The 15,215-nt window shown below is 71.6% G+C and carries 10 protein-coding genes; 4 read left to right on the top strand and 6 right to left on the bottom strand.

The annotated features are described in order from the left end of the window. The first annotated feature begins 231 nt into the window (after positions 1–231). Positions 232–618 carry a globin gene (locus tag ACFP3R_RS22740; protein WP_380638390.1) on the top strand — a complete coding sequence of 129 codons (387 nt, stop codon included), beginning with the start codon at positions 232–234 and terminating at the stop codon, positions 616–618. 136 nt (positions 619–754) lie between these two features. Next, positions 755–2,350, top strand: coding sequence for a glycoside hydrolase family 13 protein (locus tag ACFP3R_RS22735; protein WP_380638389.1), 1,596 nt, complete (start codon positions 755–757; stop codon positions 2,348–2,350). A gap of 98 nt (positions 2,351–2,448) precedes the next feature. Here the strand turns inward: ACFP3R_RS22735 and ACFP3R_RS22730 are convergent, their stop codons facing one another. From ACFP3R_RS22730 to ACFP3R_RS22715, 4 genes are read right to left on the bottom strand one after another with little or no spacing between them, the layout of a single operon-like run. Further along, positions 2,449–3,144, bottom strand: coding sequence for a DUF8185 domain-containing protein (locus ACFP3R_RS22730; RefSeq protein WP_380638388.1), 696 nt, complete (start codon positions 3,142–3,144; stop codon positions 2,449–2,451). Continuing rightward, a complete protein-coding gene (locus ACFP3R_RS22725; RefSeq protein WP_380638387.1) occupies positions 3,137–3,568 on the bottom strand; it encodes an acyl-CoA thioesterase in 432 nt (143 codons plus the stop codon). The genes ACFP3R_RS22730 and ACFP3R_RS22725 overlap by 8 nt, the downstream gene beginning before the upstream one ends. 59 nt (positions 3,569–3,627) lie before the next feature. Further along, positions 3,628–4,650: a LacI family DNA-binding transcriptional regulator gene (locus tag ACFP3R_RS22720; protein ID WP_380638386.1), complete on the bottom strand. Its 1,023-nt coding sequence runs from the start codon at positions 4,648–4,650 to the stop codon at positions 3,628–3,630. Beyond that, entirely contained in the window at positions 4,632–6,191 is a 1,560-nt protein-coding gene (locus ACFP3R_RS22715) for a glycoside hydrolase family 13 protein (RefSeq protein WP_380638385.1), read from the bottom strand. The genes ACFP3R_RS22720 and ACFP3R_RS22715 overlap by 19 nt, the downstream gene beginning before the upstream one ends. Before the next feature lie 165 nt (positions 6,192–6,356). On the opposite strand from ACFP3R_RS22715, the gene ACFP3R_RS22710 reads away from it, so the two are divergent. After that, on the top strand, positions 6,357–7,982 hold the full coding sequence (locus ACFP3R_RS22710) for a carbohydrate-binding module family 20 domain-containing protein (RefSeq protein ID WP_380638384.1): 1,626 nt from the start codon (positions 6,357–6,359) through the stop codon (positions 7,980–7,982). A 134-nt stretch (positions 7,983–8,116) separates the two neighbouring features. Here the strand turns inward: ACFP3R_RS22710 and ACFP3R_RS22705 are convergent, their stop codons facing one another. Beyond that, positions 8,117–8,575: a MarR family winged helix-turn-helix transcriptional regulator gene (locus tag ACFP3R_RS22705; RefSeq protein ID WP_380638383.1), complete on the bottom strand. Its 459-nt coding sequence runs from the start codon at positions 8,573–8,575 to the stop codon at positions 8,117–8,119. Positions 8,576–8,632: 57 nt separating this feature from the next. Here ACFP3R_RS22705 and ACFP3R_RS22700 point away from each other — a divergent pair, with 57 nt between their 5' ends. Then, on the top strand, positions 8,633–9,673 hold the full coding sequence (locus ACFP3R_RS22700; protein ID WP_380638382.1) for a serine hydrolase domain-containing protein: 1,041 nt from the start codon (positions 8,633–8,635) through the stop codon (positions 9,671–9,673). 400 nt (positions 9,674–10,073) lie between these two features. Here ACFP3R_RS22700 and ACFP3R_RS22695 read toward each other — a convergent pair whose 3' ends face one another. Next, the gene (locus ACFP3R_RS22695; RefSeq protein WP_380638381.1) at positions 10,074–15,026 is read right to left on the bottom strand and encodes an NAD-glutamate dehydrogenase; all 4,953 of its coding nucleotides are present in this window, start codon (positions 15,024–15,026) and stop codon (positions 10,074–10,076) included. Between the last annotated feature and the right edge of the window lie 189 nt (positions 15,027–15,215).

The raw sequence follows: 15,215 nt of genomic DNA, 5'->3' as shown, positions 1-15,215 counted from the left end.
AGGCTCGGCGGGACGCTTTACCCCGCCGTGCCTGCCGACTGCGGCCTGCCTCCGGTACTCGTAAGGGCCCCATGTCAAATCGAGCCGGACCCACCCAAGGCCAACCCCAAGGCCAACCCAACAACACAGACCACACCCCCCGCTGAGACCTCCACCACAACCCCCTCCCCCACCGCACACCGAACCAGGTGGCAGTGCGCCTCGCCCAGCGACCTGAGGCAGGATGGAGGGGTGACCACTCCTCCGGAGAACTTCTACGAAGCGGTGGGCGGATACGACACGTTCCACCGGATCGTCAAGCGCTTCTACGAAGAGGTGGCGACCGACCCGATCCTCCGCCCCCTCTACCCGGAAGAAGACCTCGGTCCCGCCGAGGAGCGCTTCCGACTGTTCCTCATGCAGTACTGGGGCGGCCCGCACACCTACTCCGACACCCGGGGCCACCCCCGACTGCGGATGCGGCACGCCCCGTACGTCATCGGCCCCGTGGAGCGGGACGCCTGGCTGCGCTGCATGGAGATCGCCGTCGACTCGGTCGAACTGGACCCCGAGCACCGCAAGCAGCTGTGGGCCTACCTCGACATGGCAGCCAACAGCCTGATGAACGCCTGGGCCTGACCAAGTCGACCACCACAACGTCGGCCACCACAACGTCGACCAAAGGCCGACCAGCCGACCACCCAACTCGGCCAATCGAACGTTGACCACCCGAACGGGCTCGTGCCTCAGGCCGCGAATGGCAGGATGACTTCTCGTGCGACGATCCTCCGACCTCCAACCAGAGATCGCCGACGAGTCCGCCTGGTGGCGCGACGCCGTCTTCTACCAGGTCTACGTCCGATCCTTCGCCGACGCCAACGGCGACGGCGTGGGCGACCTCGACGGCATCCGCTCCCGGCTCGGGTACCTCGAACTGCTCGGGGTGGACGCGCTGTGGCTCACGCCGTTCTTCACCTCGCCCATGGCCGACCACGGCTACGACGTGGCGGACCCCCGGGACGTCGACCCCCTGTTCGGCGACCTGGACGCGTTCGACCGCCTGGTCACCGAGGCGCACGCGCACAACATCCGCATCACCATCGACCTCGTGCCCAACCACACCAGCGACCGGCACGCGTGGTTCCAGGCCGCCCTCCAGTCGCCTCCCGGCTCCCCGGAACGCGCCCGCTACGTCTTCCGCGACGGCGGCGGCTTCGACGGCTCCGTGCCGCCCAACAACTGGCCGAGCCAGTTCGGCGGCCCCGCGTGGACGCGCCTGCCGGACGGGCAGTGGTACCTGCACATCTTCGCGCCCGAGCAGCCGGACCTGAACTGGGGCAACCCCGAGGTGCCCGCCGACCTGGCGCGCACCCTGCGCTTCTGGCTGGACCGGGGCGTCGACGGGTTCCGCATCGACGTGGCGCACGGCATGGCCAAGCCCGATGACCTGCGCAACATCGACCCGCGCGCGGAGCTGGGCTCCGGGGTCCGGCACGACAACGCGCTGGACCCCCGCTTCGACAACGACGGGGTGCACGAGGTGCACCGGATGATCCGCAAGGTCGTCGACGAGTACCCGGGCCGCATGACCGTCGGCGAGATCTGGGTCAAGGACGACGAGCGGTGGGCCCGCTACGTCCGCCCCGACGAGCTGCACCTCGGGTTCAACTTCCGCCTGGTCGAGGCCCCGTTCGACGCCGACGGCGTGCGGTCGGCCATCGAGCACTCCCTGGCGGCCGTGCAGGGCACCGACGTCCCGCCCACCTGGACCCTGTCCAACCACGACGTGGCCAGGCACGTGACCCGCTACGGCGACGGCGCGATCGGCCGGCAGCGCGCCCGCGCCATGACCCTGGTCGAGCTGGCCCTGCCCGGCGTGGTCTACCTCTACAACGGCGAGGAACTGGGCCTGCCGAACGTGGAGCTGCCCGACTGGGCCCTCCAGGACCCGATCTGGACCCGCTCCCGGCACACCAGGCGCGGCCGCGACGGCTGCCGCGTCCCGCTGCCCTGGGAGGGCGACACGCCGCCGTTCGGCTTCACCCGGGCGGTGAACACCTGGCTGCCGCAGCCGAACGAGTGGGCGGGCCTGACCGCCGAGTCCCAGCTGGAGGACCCGAACTCGATGCTGTCGTTCTACCGGCACGCGATCGAGCTGCGGAAGTCGAACCCGGCGTTCTCCGGCGTGGAGCTGGAGTGGTACGGCGCGCCGGCGGGCTGCTTCGCGTTCCGCCGCAAGGGCGGGGGCCTGATCTGCGCGCTCAACACCTCGGGCGGCCCGGTCCCGCTGCCGCCCGGCGGTGTGCTGCTGTCCAGCGGCCCGATGGACGGCAACCAGCTGCCGCCGGACACCGCGGTGTGGCTGGTCTGAGCTTGGCGGGGTGCGTCCCACCGGGGCCGCCCCCGCCCAAGCCCGGCCAGCTCAACCCAGCCCGACCAGCCCAAGCCCAGCCCGGCCCAAACCCCGACTCAGACCAGCAGCGGCAACATCGAGTGCCGCCGACGGACCACCGCACCGAACCGGGCGTCGATGCGCAACCACGAGTCGGTAGCCGTCACCCGCACGTCGTCACCACCCAGGAACCCCATCCCGGACAGCGCGAACAGGCACCGCATCGGCACCTTCACGTCCAGCCCGGACCCGCTGACCGTGATCACGGTCTGGTCCAGCAGCGACGCGGGCGGGGTGCCGCGCGGACCCGCGTTCTCCCGCGCCACCGCCACGCCCTTCTCCGCCAGCTCGGACACCACGCTGCCGGGCAGCCGGTCCACGGGCAGCCAGCCCGCCGTCGGCGGCAGCGCCGAGCGCCACATCATGTCCCGCGCCGGACCGGTGTCCACGACCTCGCTGCGCACCACCGCCAGCCCGGTGAGCAGGTCGGTCGCCGACACGGTCAGGTCACCGGGGGTCACCTGCCCGGCCACGGTCCGGGTGGCCAGGGCGTCGAACGGTGTCGCCACCCACGCGTCGACCAGCCCGCCGACCGGCCCGTCACCCCCCGGACCACCGGCCGACCCGCCACCCCCGGAACCACCGACCGGCACGTCCCCGACCGGCCGGTTGCGCAGCCGCACCACCGCCTGGGGGTCGAGCCGCACCGCGCGGGCGACGAAAGCCCCGAGGTCGTCCCGCTCGGCGCGGTCGACGAGGACCAGCTCAGGCACCATTACCTCCGGCACGCCAGCCGGCGAGGAAATCGCGCTCGGCTTCGAGGAGACGGCGCGGACGCCCGGCCGTCAGGTTGTAGGGCACCATCAGTGTCTCAGCCCTGGTCACCACGGGACCGTCCTCCCGGCGATCACCGCGCACCGCGTAGTCGAGCGTGAACGACGCCGACTTCAGCTCCCGCACCGACACCTCCACCCGCACCTCGTCACCGGTGAAGGTCAGCGGCGCCAGGTAGTCCACCACGAGCCGCGCCACGACCATGCCCTCCGCCATCTCGGGGACGCCGTGCCGGGCGGCCTCGGTGAACAGCAGGTCGATCCGCGCCTCCTCCAGCAGCGTGACCGTGTTGGCGTGGTTGACGTGACCGAACGCGTCCATGTCCGACCAGCGCGGACGGACACCCGTGACGAACACACCCAACTTGACGCGCCTCCCGGGGTCGACATAGGTGGCAGTGACCTTATCCACGTGCCACGCCCTCACCGCGGCCGAGCCCCCGTGGACCCGCGCACCACCAGCTCCGGTTGGAACACGAACTCGGCGTGCGGCGCCGGCGTGCCGCCGATCTCCTCCAGCAGCGCGTGCACGGCCGCCTGCCCCATCGCCTCCACCGGCTGCCGGATCGTGGTCAGCGGCGGATCGGCGAACACGATCAGCGGCGAGTCGTCGAACCCGACCACCGACACGTCCCGGGGCACGTTCGCCCCGCGCTGCCGCGCCGCCCGGATCGCCCCGAACGCCATGAGGTCGCTGCCGCACACCACGGCCGTGCAGCCGCGGTCGAGGAGGGCGTTGGCCGCCGCCTGCCCGCCCTCGACGGTGAACAGCGAGTGCTCCACCAGCTCCTCCGCGCGCGACCGCACGAGGGTGAACCCCTCCACCATCCGCTGCGCGGGCACGAACCGCCGCGGTCCGACGGCCAGGCCGATCCTCTCGTGCCCGAGTTCCACCAGGTGGGACACTGCCAGCCGCGCGGCCGCCCGGTAGTCCACCGACACGAACGGCGCGGACACCTGGTCGGTGAACCCGTTGACCATCACGAACGGCACCCCGCGCCCGGCGAGCTTGACGTAGCGGTCCATGTCGGCCGTCGTGTCGGCGTGCAGGCCGGACACGAAGACGATGCCGTTGACGCCTCGGTCGACCAGCATCTCGGTCAGCTGGTCCTCTGTGGAGCCGCCCGGTGTCTGCGTGCACAGCACCGGCGTGTAACCGTCGCGGGTCAGCACCTGCTCCACGACCTGCGCGAACGCCGGGAAGATCGGGTTGCTCAACTCGGGGGTGATCAACCCGATCAACCCGGCGCTGCGCTGGCGCAGGCGTGGCGGGCGCTCGTAGCCGAGGACGTCCATCGCGGCGACCACGGCCTGGCGGGTGGCGGCGGAGACGCCTGGCTTGCCGTTGACCACCCGGCTGACCGTCGCCTCGCTCACGCCTGCCTGGTTCGCGATGTCACTGAGCCGCGCTGTCACACCGTGTGACTCTACGGGCGCGAGAGCCACACAGTCGTGTCCGGCGGCACGAGAACGTCCGCGTCTTCGGTCGCCACGCCCCCGGAGGACAGCAGCACCTCGCCGTCACGGGGTAGCCGCACCACCGCCGGACCGAGGTTGACCACGCACGTGAACCCGTTCCGGCGGAAGGACAGCACGCCCTCGGGCGCGGCCAGCCACTCCACTTCGGAGCCCGCCCCGAGGTCCGGGTGCTCGCGCCGGACCCGCAGCGCGCGGCGGTACAGCTCCAGCACCGAGTCCGGGTCGCCCTGCTGCGCCCCCACGCTCAGCGACGCCCACCCGGCCGGCTGCGGCAGCCACGAGCCGCCGTCGCCGAAGCCGAACGACGGGCCGTCGGGCGTCCACGGGATGGGAACACGGCAGCCGTCGCGGCCCCGGTCGGTGTGGCCGGAGCGCTCCCACACCGGGTCCTGGAGCACGTCCTCGGGGAGGTCCAGCACCTCGGGCAGGCCCAGCTCCTCGCCCTGGTAGACGTACGCGCTGCCGGGCAGCGCGAGCATCAGCAGGGCGGCGGCGCGGGCGCGGGCCACGCCGCCGTAGCGGGTGACGTGCCGCCGCACGTCGTGGTTGGACAGCACCCAGGTGGTCGGCGCGGCGACCGGGGCCATGGCGGCGAGGGAGTCGTCGATGACCCGCCTCAGCTCGGCGGCGTCCCACCCGGCGGTCAGGTAGTGGAAGTTGAACGCCTGGTGCAGCTCGTCGGCGCGCAGGTAGCGGGCGGTGCGCTCGGGGCTGGGCGTCCACGCCTCGGCCACGCCGATCCGCTGCCCCGGGTAGGAGTCGAGCACCTTGCGCCAGTCGCGGTAGATCTCGTGCACGCCGTCCTGGTCGAAGAACGGCAGGGTGTCGGTGCCCAGCATCCTGAGGTGGCCGGGCGTGCCGACGTCGGGCAGGCCGTCGGCCTTGACCATGCCGTGGGCCACGTCGATGCGGAACCCGTCGACGCCGAGGTCCAGCCAGAACCGCAGCACGTCGAGGAACTCCTCGCGCACCTCCGGCTGGTCCCAGTTGAGGTCGGGCTGCTCGGGCGCGAACAGGTGCAGGTACCACTGGCCGTCGGCGGTCCTCGACCAGGCCGGGCCGCCGAACACGGACTCCCAGTCGTTGGGCGGCAGGTCCCCGCCCTCGCCCCGGCCGTCGCGGAAGTGGTAGCGGGCGCGCTCGGGCGACCCCGGGCCCGCCGCCAGAGCGTGCCGGAACCACTCGTGCCGGTCGGACGTGTGGTTGGGGACGAGGTCGACGATCACCCGGAGGCCGTGCGCGTGCGCGTCCCCGATCAGCAGCCGGGCGTCCTCCAGGTCGCCGAAACTCGGGTCGACGGCGCGGTAGTCGGCCACGTCGTAGCCGCCGTCGGCCATCGGGGACGCGTAGAACGGGGTGATCCAGACGGCGTCCACGCCCAGGTCGGCGAGGTAGGGCAGGCGGGACCGGATGCCCGGGAGGTCACCGACGCCGTCCCCGTCGGAGTCGGCGAAGCTGCGCACGTAGACCTGGTAGATGACGGCCTCGCGCCACCAGTCCTGCGTCATGGGGGTTTCCTTCCGGATCGGGTCGACCGGAGGGCCATGAAATACTTTGCAAGTGTTTTCAGCAAGTCCCGCAGCTGGTATGACCTAAAGCACATCCCTGCCAGCCAAGGAGACAACGTGGTTTCCGCACCCCGGCGAGCGTTGCTCGCCATATCGGCCCTGCTGTTGACCTTGCTCGTGGTGCCGCAAAGTTTTGCGAGCCCGCCCTCCTCCAAGGACGTCACGGCGACGCTGTTCCAGTGGCCCTTCGCCCGGGTCGCTAGCGAGTGCACCACCGTGCTCGGCCCGAAGGGCTACGGGTTCGTCGAGGTCTCGCCCGCCACCGAGCACATCCAGGGCTCCCAGTGGTGGACCTCGTACCAGCCGGTCAGCTACCGGATCGCCGGACGGCTCGGCGACGAGAACGCGTTCCGCAACATGGTCAACACCTGCCACGCCGCCGGCGTGAAGGTCATCGCGGACGCGGTGATCAACCACATGAGCGCCGGGTCCGGCACCGGCACCGGCGGCTCGTCCTACGCGAAGTACAACTACCCCGGCACCTACGGCGACCAGGACTTCCACTCCTGCCGCACCAGCATCAGCGACTACCGCAACCGCGACAACGTGCAGAACTGCGAGCTGGTCGGCCTGTCGGACCTCAACACCGGCAGCGACTACGTGCGCGGGCGCATCGCCTCCTACCTCAACCACCTCATCTCGCTGGGCGTCGACGGGTTCCGCATCGACGCGGCCAAGCACATGGCGGCGGCCGACCTGGCGGCGATCAAGTCGCGGCTGTCGAACCCGAACGCGTTCTGGGTCCACGAGGTGATCTACGGCGCGGGCGAGGCCGTTCAGCCGGGCGAGTACACCGGTTCGGGTGACGTCGACGAGTTCCGCTACGCCTACGACATCAAGCGGATCTTCAACAACGAGAACCTGGCGTACCTCAAGACGTTCGGCGAGTCGTGGGGCTACCTGCCCAGCGGCCGGGCCCGCTCGTTCGTGGACAACTGGGACACCGAGCGCAACGGCTCGACCCTGACGTACAAGGACGGCTCCACCTACACGCTGGCGAACGCCTTCATGCTCGCGTGGCCCTACGGAGCCCCGAACGTGTACTCCGGCTACGAGTTCAGCAACCACGACGCGGGTCCGCCCGGTGGTTCCGAGTGCTACACGTCCGGGTGGAAGTGCCAGCACCGGTGGACGCAGATCGCGAACATGGTCCAGTTCCGCAACACGGTGGCGGGCACGGCGGTCACCAACTGGTGGGACAACGGCGGTGACGCCATCGCGTTCGGTCGCGGGAACAAGGGCTTCGTGGTGATCAACCGCGAGAGCGGTGGGCTGACCCGCACGTTCCAGACGTCCCTGCCCGCCGGCAACTACTGCAACGTCCAGCGGGACGGCTGCACGACGGTGGCGGTCGGGTCGAACGGCCAGTTCACCGCCACCCTGGGCGCGGGCGAGGCGCTGGCCCTGCACACCGGCGCGACCAGCGGCGGCGGCACCACTCCCCCGCCCACCGGCACGGCGTCGTTCTCGGTCGGCGCCACCACGTCGGTCGGGCAGAACGTCTTCGTCGTCGGTGACCACCCGTCGCTGGGCGCGTGGAACCCGGCGAACGCCGTGGCGCTGTCCTCGGCCGCCTACCCGACCTGGCGGGCGTCGGTGTCGCTGCCCACCGGCACGTCGTTCCAGTACAAGTACCTCCGCAAGGACGCGGGCGGCAACGTGACCTGGGAGAGCGGCGCCAACCGCACCGCCACGGCCCCGGTGACGCTGTCGGACACCTGGCGGAACTGATCCACCCCGGATGTCGGGGACGCCCGCGCGGGCGTCCCCGACATCCGGGCGTTTTCGGGTTATCTGGGCCTTTCAGGTGGTGCAGGTCTTTCGGGTGTTCTTGGTCTTTCAGGTGTTCTTGGTCTTTCGGGCGATCAGGGGCGGAGCCTGCGGGCCATCAGGTCGCGCAGGGCCCCGGTGCGGTCCGCCAGGTCGTGCAGGGAGTCCACCACCCGGTCGGCCCCGGTGCCGAGGGAGGCCAGCAGCTCGGCCGTCACCGCCGCCCGAGCCGCCCGCCCCGCCTCCACCGCCTCGTACCCGCGCGGTGTCATCTCGACCAGGCGGACGCGGCTGTCGCCCGGGTCGGGCCGGCGCACCACGTAGCCGACCCGCTCCATCTCGGCGACCACCTTGGACGCGCCCTGGGCCGTCATGCCCAGCAGGTCGGCCAGGTCGGTGACGCGGACCGGGCCGACGAGCAGGTGCTGGAAGACGTAGCCGTGGACGGTGCGGACCTCGTCGTGGCCGGCGGCGACCAGGCGGGCGCGCACGGCGGCGTCGCAGGACGCGGCCAGGGCGGTGAGGAGCAGGGTGAGGTCGGGACTTGACGGCACGGTCCGGATGCTGCCATGTTCAACCAAGGTTTATCAACCGGAGTTGAGGACATGGCGATGATCTGCGATCCGGCGTTCGAGCACGTGGTCGAAGCCTTCCGCGACGGCGTGGGCAAAGGCGGCGCGGCGCTGGCGATCGTGGCCGACGGACGCCTGGTGGTCGACGTGTGGCACGGCACACGCGACGAGGCGGGCCGGCTGCCGTGGGAGCGGGACACCGCGGTCAACGTGTTCTCCCTGTCCAAGGCCGTGCTGGCCACAGCCGCACACCTGGCCGCCCAGCGGGGACAACTCGACCTGGACGCCGCGGTAACGGCGTACTGGCCGGAGTTCCGGACCGACACCACCGTCGCGGACCTGCTGGCGCACCGCTCCGGCCTGCCCGCGATCCGCCGGAAGCTGCCGGCGGGCAGCCTCTACGACTGGACCGCCATGACCGACGCCCTGGCCGCCGAGGAACCGTGGTGGCCACCCGGCTCCCGCCACGGCTACCACGCCGTCACGTTCGGCTGGTTGGTCGGCGAGGTGCTGCGCCGCGCCACCGGCCGGGAGCCGCGCGAGCTGACCGCCGAGCTGGGCCTGTCCCTGGGGTGGCCGGGTCCAGGCGAGCCCGCGTTCGTGCTGCCGCTGGAGGGCGCGGGCATCGAACGGCTGCCCGCGCCGATCGCCGTGCGGGCCTTCGCCAACCCGGCCGACCTGATCGCGCCCGGCGTGGCCAACACGGCGGCGTGGCGCGCCGCGCAGATCCCCGCGGCCAACGGCCACGCCACCGCCCGCGCGCTGGCCGACCTGTTCGGGCGGATCGGGAACCTGCTCACCCCGACCCTCCTGGCCGAGGCCACCGCGCCGCACAGCGACGGACACGACGAGGTGCTGGCCGGCCCGACCCGGTTCGGCCTGGGGTACATGCTGCCCAGCGGGCTGCGCCCGTACTCACCGAACCCGCGCGCGTTCGGCCACACCGGGGCGGGCGGGGCACTGGTGTTCGCCGACCCGGACCTGGGCATCGCGCTCGCCTACACGCCGAACCGCCTGATCACCACGCCCACCGGGCCGGACCCGCGTTGGACGCCGATCACCGACGCCGTCTACGCGTGATGCCCTACCCGTGACGCCCTCACCCGTGACGCGCTCGCGCGCAACGCACTCACGCGTGACGCACTCACGCGTGACGCACTCACGCGCAACGGGCTCGCACGTGACGTCCCCTGCGCTGCGACATCCTCCCCGACGGCTCCTGCGCCCGACGGCCACCGTGAGCCCGTGACCCCGTGACCCGACGGGCTCCGCGGTGATCCCGACAGCCCCACGGTGATGCTGACCGCTGCTCGACCATGGCCGCTGGGGTCCCGCCGCGCCGCCTCCTTCTCTTCCGGCAACGACCAGGCTAGCCGTGGAGTTTCCGCAGATCTTCCATTCACGACCGGTTAACTCGATCGGGTCGCCGGGGTGTCCGGAGCACCCCCGAGCCACCAAGCCGGGGGTGCTCCGGACAGGTCTAGCGGATCATGCTGCGGACCTGCCTGGCCGCCACCGACAGGGTGGCCAGGTCCAGCTTGCTGACCCGGTTGATCTCCTCCAGCGCGGCCCTTGCCCGCCCCAGCCGGGACGAGTTGGCCTGCTCCCACTTGGCGATCTTCTCGTCCGCCGCGTCACCGGGGTCGGCGGACCGCAGCACGTCGACCGCGATCGACCGCAGCGACGAGTAGAAGTCGTCCCTCAGCGCCAGGCGCGCCAGCGCGTGCCAGCGGTTGAGGCGCTCCAGGCCGGACACGGAGCTGAGCATCCGGTCGACGTCCAGGTGGGCGGACAGCGCGTAGTACAGCTCGGCCGTCTCCACGTGCGTCCGCTCCCGGCCGGCCGTGACGCCGTCCTCGCGCTCGGCCAGCTCCGCCACCTCGGTGACGTCGAGCAGCGCGTAGGTGAACAGCAGCGCCGCGACCCTCCGCGCCAGTCGCACCGGCACGCCGTGGGAGACGAGGCGCTCGGTGGACTCGGCCCAGGACCGCTCCTCGTCGCCCTGGAGCAGGTCCGGCACGCGCGGTGCGAGGGAGGCGACCACCGGGGCGAACCGGCTGATCGTGGCGCCGACCGGCAGCGGTTGGGGGCGGTTGGTCAGCAGCCAGCGCGACGCGCGGTCGAGCAGGCGCCGGCTCTCCAGCACCATCTCGTCCTGGACCTCGGTCGGGATGGTGCTGTCCAGCGCCTGGATGTCCCGCCACAGCGACGGCAGGTCGAACACCGCCGTCACCACCGCGTACGCGCGCACGGCGTCCGTCGCGGAGGCGTTGGCCTCCTCGGCCAGCCGGAACGCGTAGGACACGCCGCCGCCGTCCACGACCTCGTTGACCAGCACCGTGGTGATGATCTCGCGGGACAGCGGGTGGCCGCCGATGGCGTCGCCGAAGCGCTCGCGCAGCTCGCTGGGGAAGTAGTCGGGCAGCTTGCGGGCCAGCACGTCGACCGAGGGCAGGTCGCCGGCCAGCACCTCCTCCTTCAGCGCCAGCTTGACGTGCGCGAGGAGGGTGGCCAGCTCGGGCGAGGTCAGGCCCTCGCCGGACTTCTCCAGCGCCTTGAACTCCGCCGGGGACGGCAGGGCCTCCAGCGCCCGGTCCAGCGCGCCGCGCTGCTCCAGGTCCGCCACGAGCCGCGCGTGCACCGACAGCATCGGCGCGGCGTGCGCGCGGGACACGCCCAGGACGAAGTTCTGGGAGTAGTTGTCGGCCAGCACCAGGTCGCCGACCTCGTCGGTCATCTGCCCCAGCAGCTCGTTGCGCTGCCCGGTGTCGAGCTTGCCGTCGCGGACCAGCTCGTCGAGCAGGATCTTGATGTTGACCTCGTGGTCGGAGCAGTCGACGCCGGCGGAGTTGTCCAGGGCGTCGGTGTTGACCTTGCCGCCGGCGCGGGCGAACTCGATGCGGCCCCGCTGGGTGAGGCCCAGGTTGCCGCCCTCGCCGACGACCTTGACGCGCAGGTCGGCGCCGTTGACGCGGATCGCGTCGTTGGCCTTGTCGCCGACCTCGGCGTGCGATTCCGCGACCGCCTTGACGTAGGTGCCGATGCCGCCGTTCCACAGCAGGTCGACGGGGGCGAGCAGGATCGCCCTCATCAGCTCCGGCGGCGACAGCTTGACCACGCCCTCGGGCAGGCCGAGCGCCACCCGCGCCCGCTCGCTGATCGGGATCGACTTGACCGCGCGCGGCCACACGCCGCCGCCCTCGCTGATCAGCGAGCGGTCGTAGTCGTCCCAGGAGGAGCGCGGGAGTTCGAACAGGCGCTTGCGCTCGGCGAAGGACAGCTGGGCGACCGGGTCGGGGTCGATGAAGACGTGCCGGTGGTCGAAGGCCGCGACCAGGCGGATGTGCTCGGAGAGCAACATGCCGTTGCCGAACACGTCGCCGGACATGTCGCCGACGCCGACCACGGTGAACTCCTCGGCCTGGGTGTTGACGCCCAGTTCGCGGAAGTGCCGCTTCACGCTCTCCCACGCGCCGCGGGCGGTGATGCCCATGGCCTTGTGGTCGTAGCCGACCGAGCCGCCGGAGGCGAAAGCGTCGCCGAGCCAGAAGCCGTAGGACGCCGACACCTCGTTGGCGATGTCGGAGAACGACGCGGTGCCCTTGTCGGCGGCGACGACCAGGTAGGTGTCGTCGCCGTCGTGGCGCACCACCTGCGGCGCGGGCAGGACGGTGCCCGAGCTGAGGTTGTCGGTCAGGTCCAGCAGGCCGGAGATGAACATGCGGTAGCAGGCGATGCCCTCGGCCAGGGACGCCTCGCGGTCCAGGCCCGGGTCGCCGGTCGGCGCGGGTGGCCGCTTGACCACGAACCCGCCCTTCGCGCCCACCGGCACGATCACCGCGTTCTTCACCGCCTGCGCCTTGACCAGGCCCAGGATCTCGGTGCGGAAGTCCTCGCGTCGGTCGGACCAGCGCAGGCCGCCGCGGGCGACCGGGCCGAACCGCAGGTGCACGCCCTCGACGCGGGGCGAGTACACGAAGATCTCGAACCGGGGCCGCGGTTGCGGCAGGTCCGGGATCGCGCGCGGGTCGAGCTTCACCGCCAGGTAGGGGCGCGGGGCGCCGTCGGCGTCGCGGACGAAGTGGTTCGTGCGCAGCGTCGCCTGGACGAGGGTGAGCAGGCTGCGCAGGATGCGGTCCGCGTCCAGGCTGGTCACGTCGTCGATCAGGGTGACGATCTCGGCGGCGAGGGACTCGGTGCGGCCCTCGCGCTGGTCGTCGGCCAGGCTCGGGTCGAACCGCGCCTCGAACAGGCGCACCAGGGCCGTGGCGACCTCGGTGTGCGCGAGCACGGCGTCCTCGATGTAGTCCTGGCTGTAGGGGGTGCCCGCCTGGCGCAGGTACTTGGCGTAGGCGCGCAGCATCGACGCCTGCTGCCAGGTCAGGCCGGCCTTGAGCACCAGGGTGTTGAAGCCGTCCACCTCGGCCTCGCCGCGCCAGGCGGCGGCGAACGCCTCCTGGAAGCGGGTGCGGACGGTCTCCAGGTCCTCCCGCGACAGCTTGTCGAGGGTGAGCTGGTCGAGGCGCAGGCCGAAGTCGTAGATCCAGCACTCGGCGCCGTCGTCGCGCGCCAGCTCGTAGGGGCGTTCGTCGACCACCACCACGCCCATGCGCTGGAGCATCGGCAGCACGTCCGACAGCGTGATCCGGGCGCCGACCAGGAACAGCTTGAACCGGCGCTCGCCGGGCTCGGCCTCGCGCGGCACGTAGAACACCATGTCGAGGCCGCCCGGGGCGAGCGCCTCGATGCGCCGGTAGTCGTCCAGGCCCTCGGCGGCGGTGAAGTCCTCCTTGTACGCCTCGGGGAACGCAGCGGCGATGCGCAGACCACGCTCGGGGGCCGACTCCGCGCCCAGCCCCTGGCCCTGCTCCAGCACCGCCTCGACCATGCGGTCGTCCCAGGTGCGGATGGCCTCGGCCAGCAGCTGCTGGAGGTAGCCGGTGTCCGGCTCGACCTGGCGCTGGGGCTCGGTGTGCACCATGAAGTGCACGCGGGCCAGCGCGGACTCGCCGATGCGGGCGCTGTACTCCAGGTTCACGCCGCCCAACCGGTCGATCAGCACCTCCTGCATGGCCAGCCGGGAGGTGGTGGTGTAGCGGTCGCGCGGCAGGTAGACCAGGCAGGAGTAGAAGCGGCCGTAGGGGTCGCGACGCAGGAACAGGCGCAGGCGGCGGCGCTCGGCCAGCGCGATGACGCCCGTCACGGTCTGGTAGAGGGTGTCGGGGTCGACGGAGAACAGCTCGGTGCGCGGGTAGTTCTGGATCACCTCCAGCATCTGCTGCCCCGAGTAGGAGTGCAGCGGGAAGCCCGCGCGGTGGATCACGTCGCGCACCCGGCGGTCGATGGCCGGGATGTCCAGCACGTCCTCGTGCAGGGCCGTGGTGGAGAAGACGCCGAGGAACCGGTGTTCGCCGGTGACGTTGCCGTCGGTGTCGAAGGTCTTCACGCCGACGTAGTACGGGTAGACCGAGCGGTGGACGCTGGACTGCGCGCTGGCCTGGGTGAGCACCAGCAACTCCGGGGAGAGCGCCTGGGCGCCCGCGTCGGGTCCGGCGGTCAGGCTGCGCGCCGCGAGGCTGTCCTGTCTGAGCACGCCCAGGCCGCTGGCCAGGACCGCGCGCAGGGCGGGCTCGCCGTCGGTGGCCGGGTCGTCGCGGACCACCTCGTACCGGCGGTAGCCGAGGAAGGTGAAGTGGTCGTTGGCCAGCCAGCGCAGCAGCTTCGCGCCGTCCCCGACCTCGTGCTCCGGCAGCGGCGGCGGGGACGCCTCCAGTTCGTCGGCCAGCGTGAGGGCGGTGCCGGTCATCTTGCTCGTGTCCTCGACGACCTCGCGGACGTCGTTGAGCACGGCGTGCAGCTTGGTCTCCAGCTCACGGGCCCGCTGCGGGTCGGTGAGGAGGTCGACCTCGATGTGCATCCACGACTCGGCCAGCGCGTCGGCGGGCGGGTCGGCGGGGTCCGCGCCGGGCAGGGCCTCCTCGAGCGCGCCGGTCACCACGTCCCGGCGCACCACGACGATCGGGTGAACCACGCGCTGGACCTGCACGCCGCCGCGGGTCAGCTCGGAGGCCACCGAGTCCACCAGGTACGGCATGTCGTCGGTGATCACCTGCACCACGGTGGCCGGGCAGGTCCAGCCGTCGTGCGCGCGGGTCGGGTTGATGATCCGCACCACCGGGCGACCCGGCACCCGGGTCTCGGCGAGCTGGTAGTTCGAGCGCACCGCGCCCACCAGGTCCACCGGGTCGTCGTCGATGACCTCTTCGGCCGGGACGTGCCGGTAGTACAGGCGGATCAGGTCGGCGAGCTCGGGGGCGTTGGCGGCGGCCCGCTCGATCAAGTCGTCGCGCGCCTGCTCGGGGCTGGCGGCACGAGCCACGGCGCCGTTGCCGGTGGCGTGCTCGGATCGGGACGGGACTCCAGTCGAGGTCATGTTCAGGCGGCTCCACAGTATGCGGACAGCATCCGGTACCTCTGTGTACCGAGTCCGCGCTCCACTTAATCACATGCGCGCGAACCCGATCATCGCCACCCCGCGACTGAATCGAACCACTGACGGAAAGTGGCTATTTCACTACGGCAGGACTCATTTACCCGCTTTGTTACCGGCGGGAAACCTTAT

This window comes from Saccharothrix lopnurensis (genome assembly GCF_042658445.1).
GTDB lineage: Bacteria > Actinomycetota > Actinomycetes > Mycobacteriales > Pseudonocardiaceae > Actinosynnema > Actinosynnema lopnurensis.
This window is presented reverse-complemented; position numbering and strand designations above follow the sequence as displayed.

Coding starts and splice junctions, on each gene's coding strand:
- ACFP3R_RS22715 (WP_380638385.1), bottom strand. CDS start 6,191: ATGACGCAGGACTGGTGGCGCGAGGCCGTCATCTACCAGGTCTACGTG.
- ACFP3R_RS22700 (WP_380638382.1), top strand. CDS start 8,633: ATGATCTGCGATCCGGCGTTCGAGCACGTGGTCGAAGCCTTCCGCGAC.
- ACFP3R_RS22695 (WP_380638381.1), bottom strand. CDS start 15,026: ATGACCTCGACTGGAGTCCCGTCCCGATCCGAGCACGCCACCGGCAAC.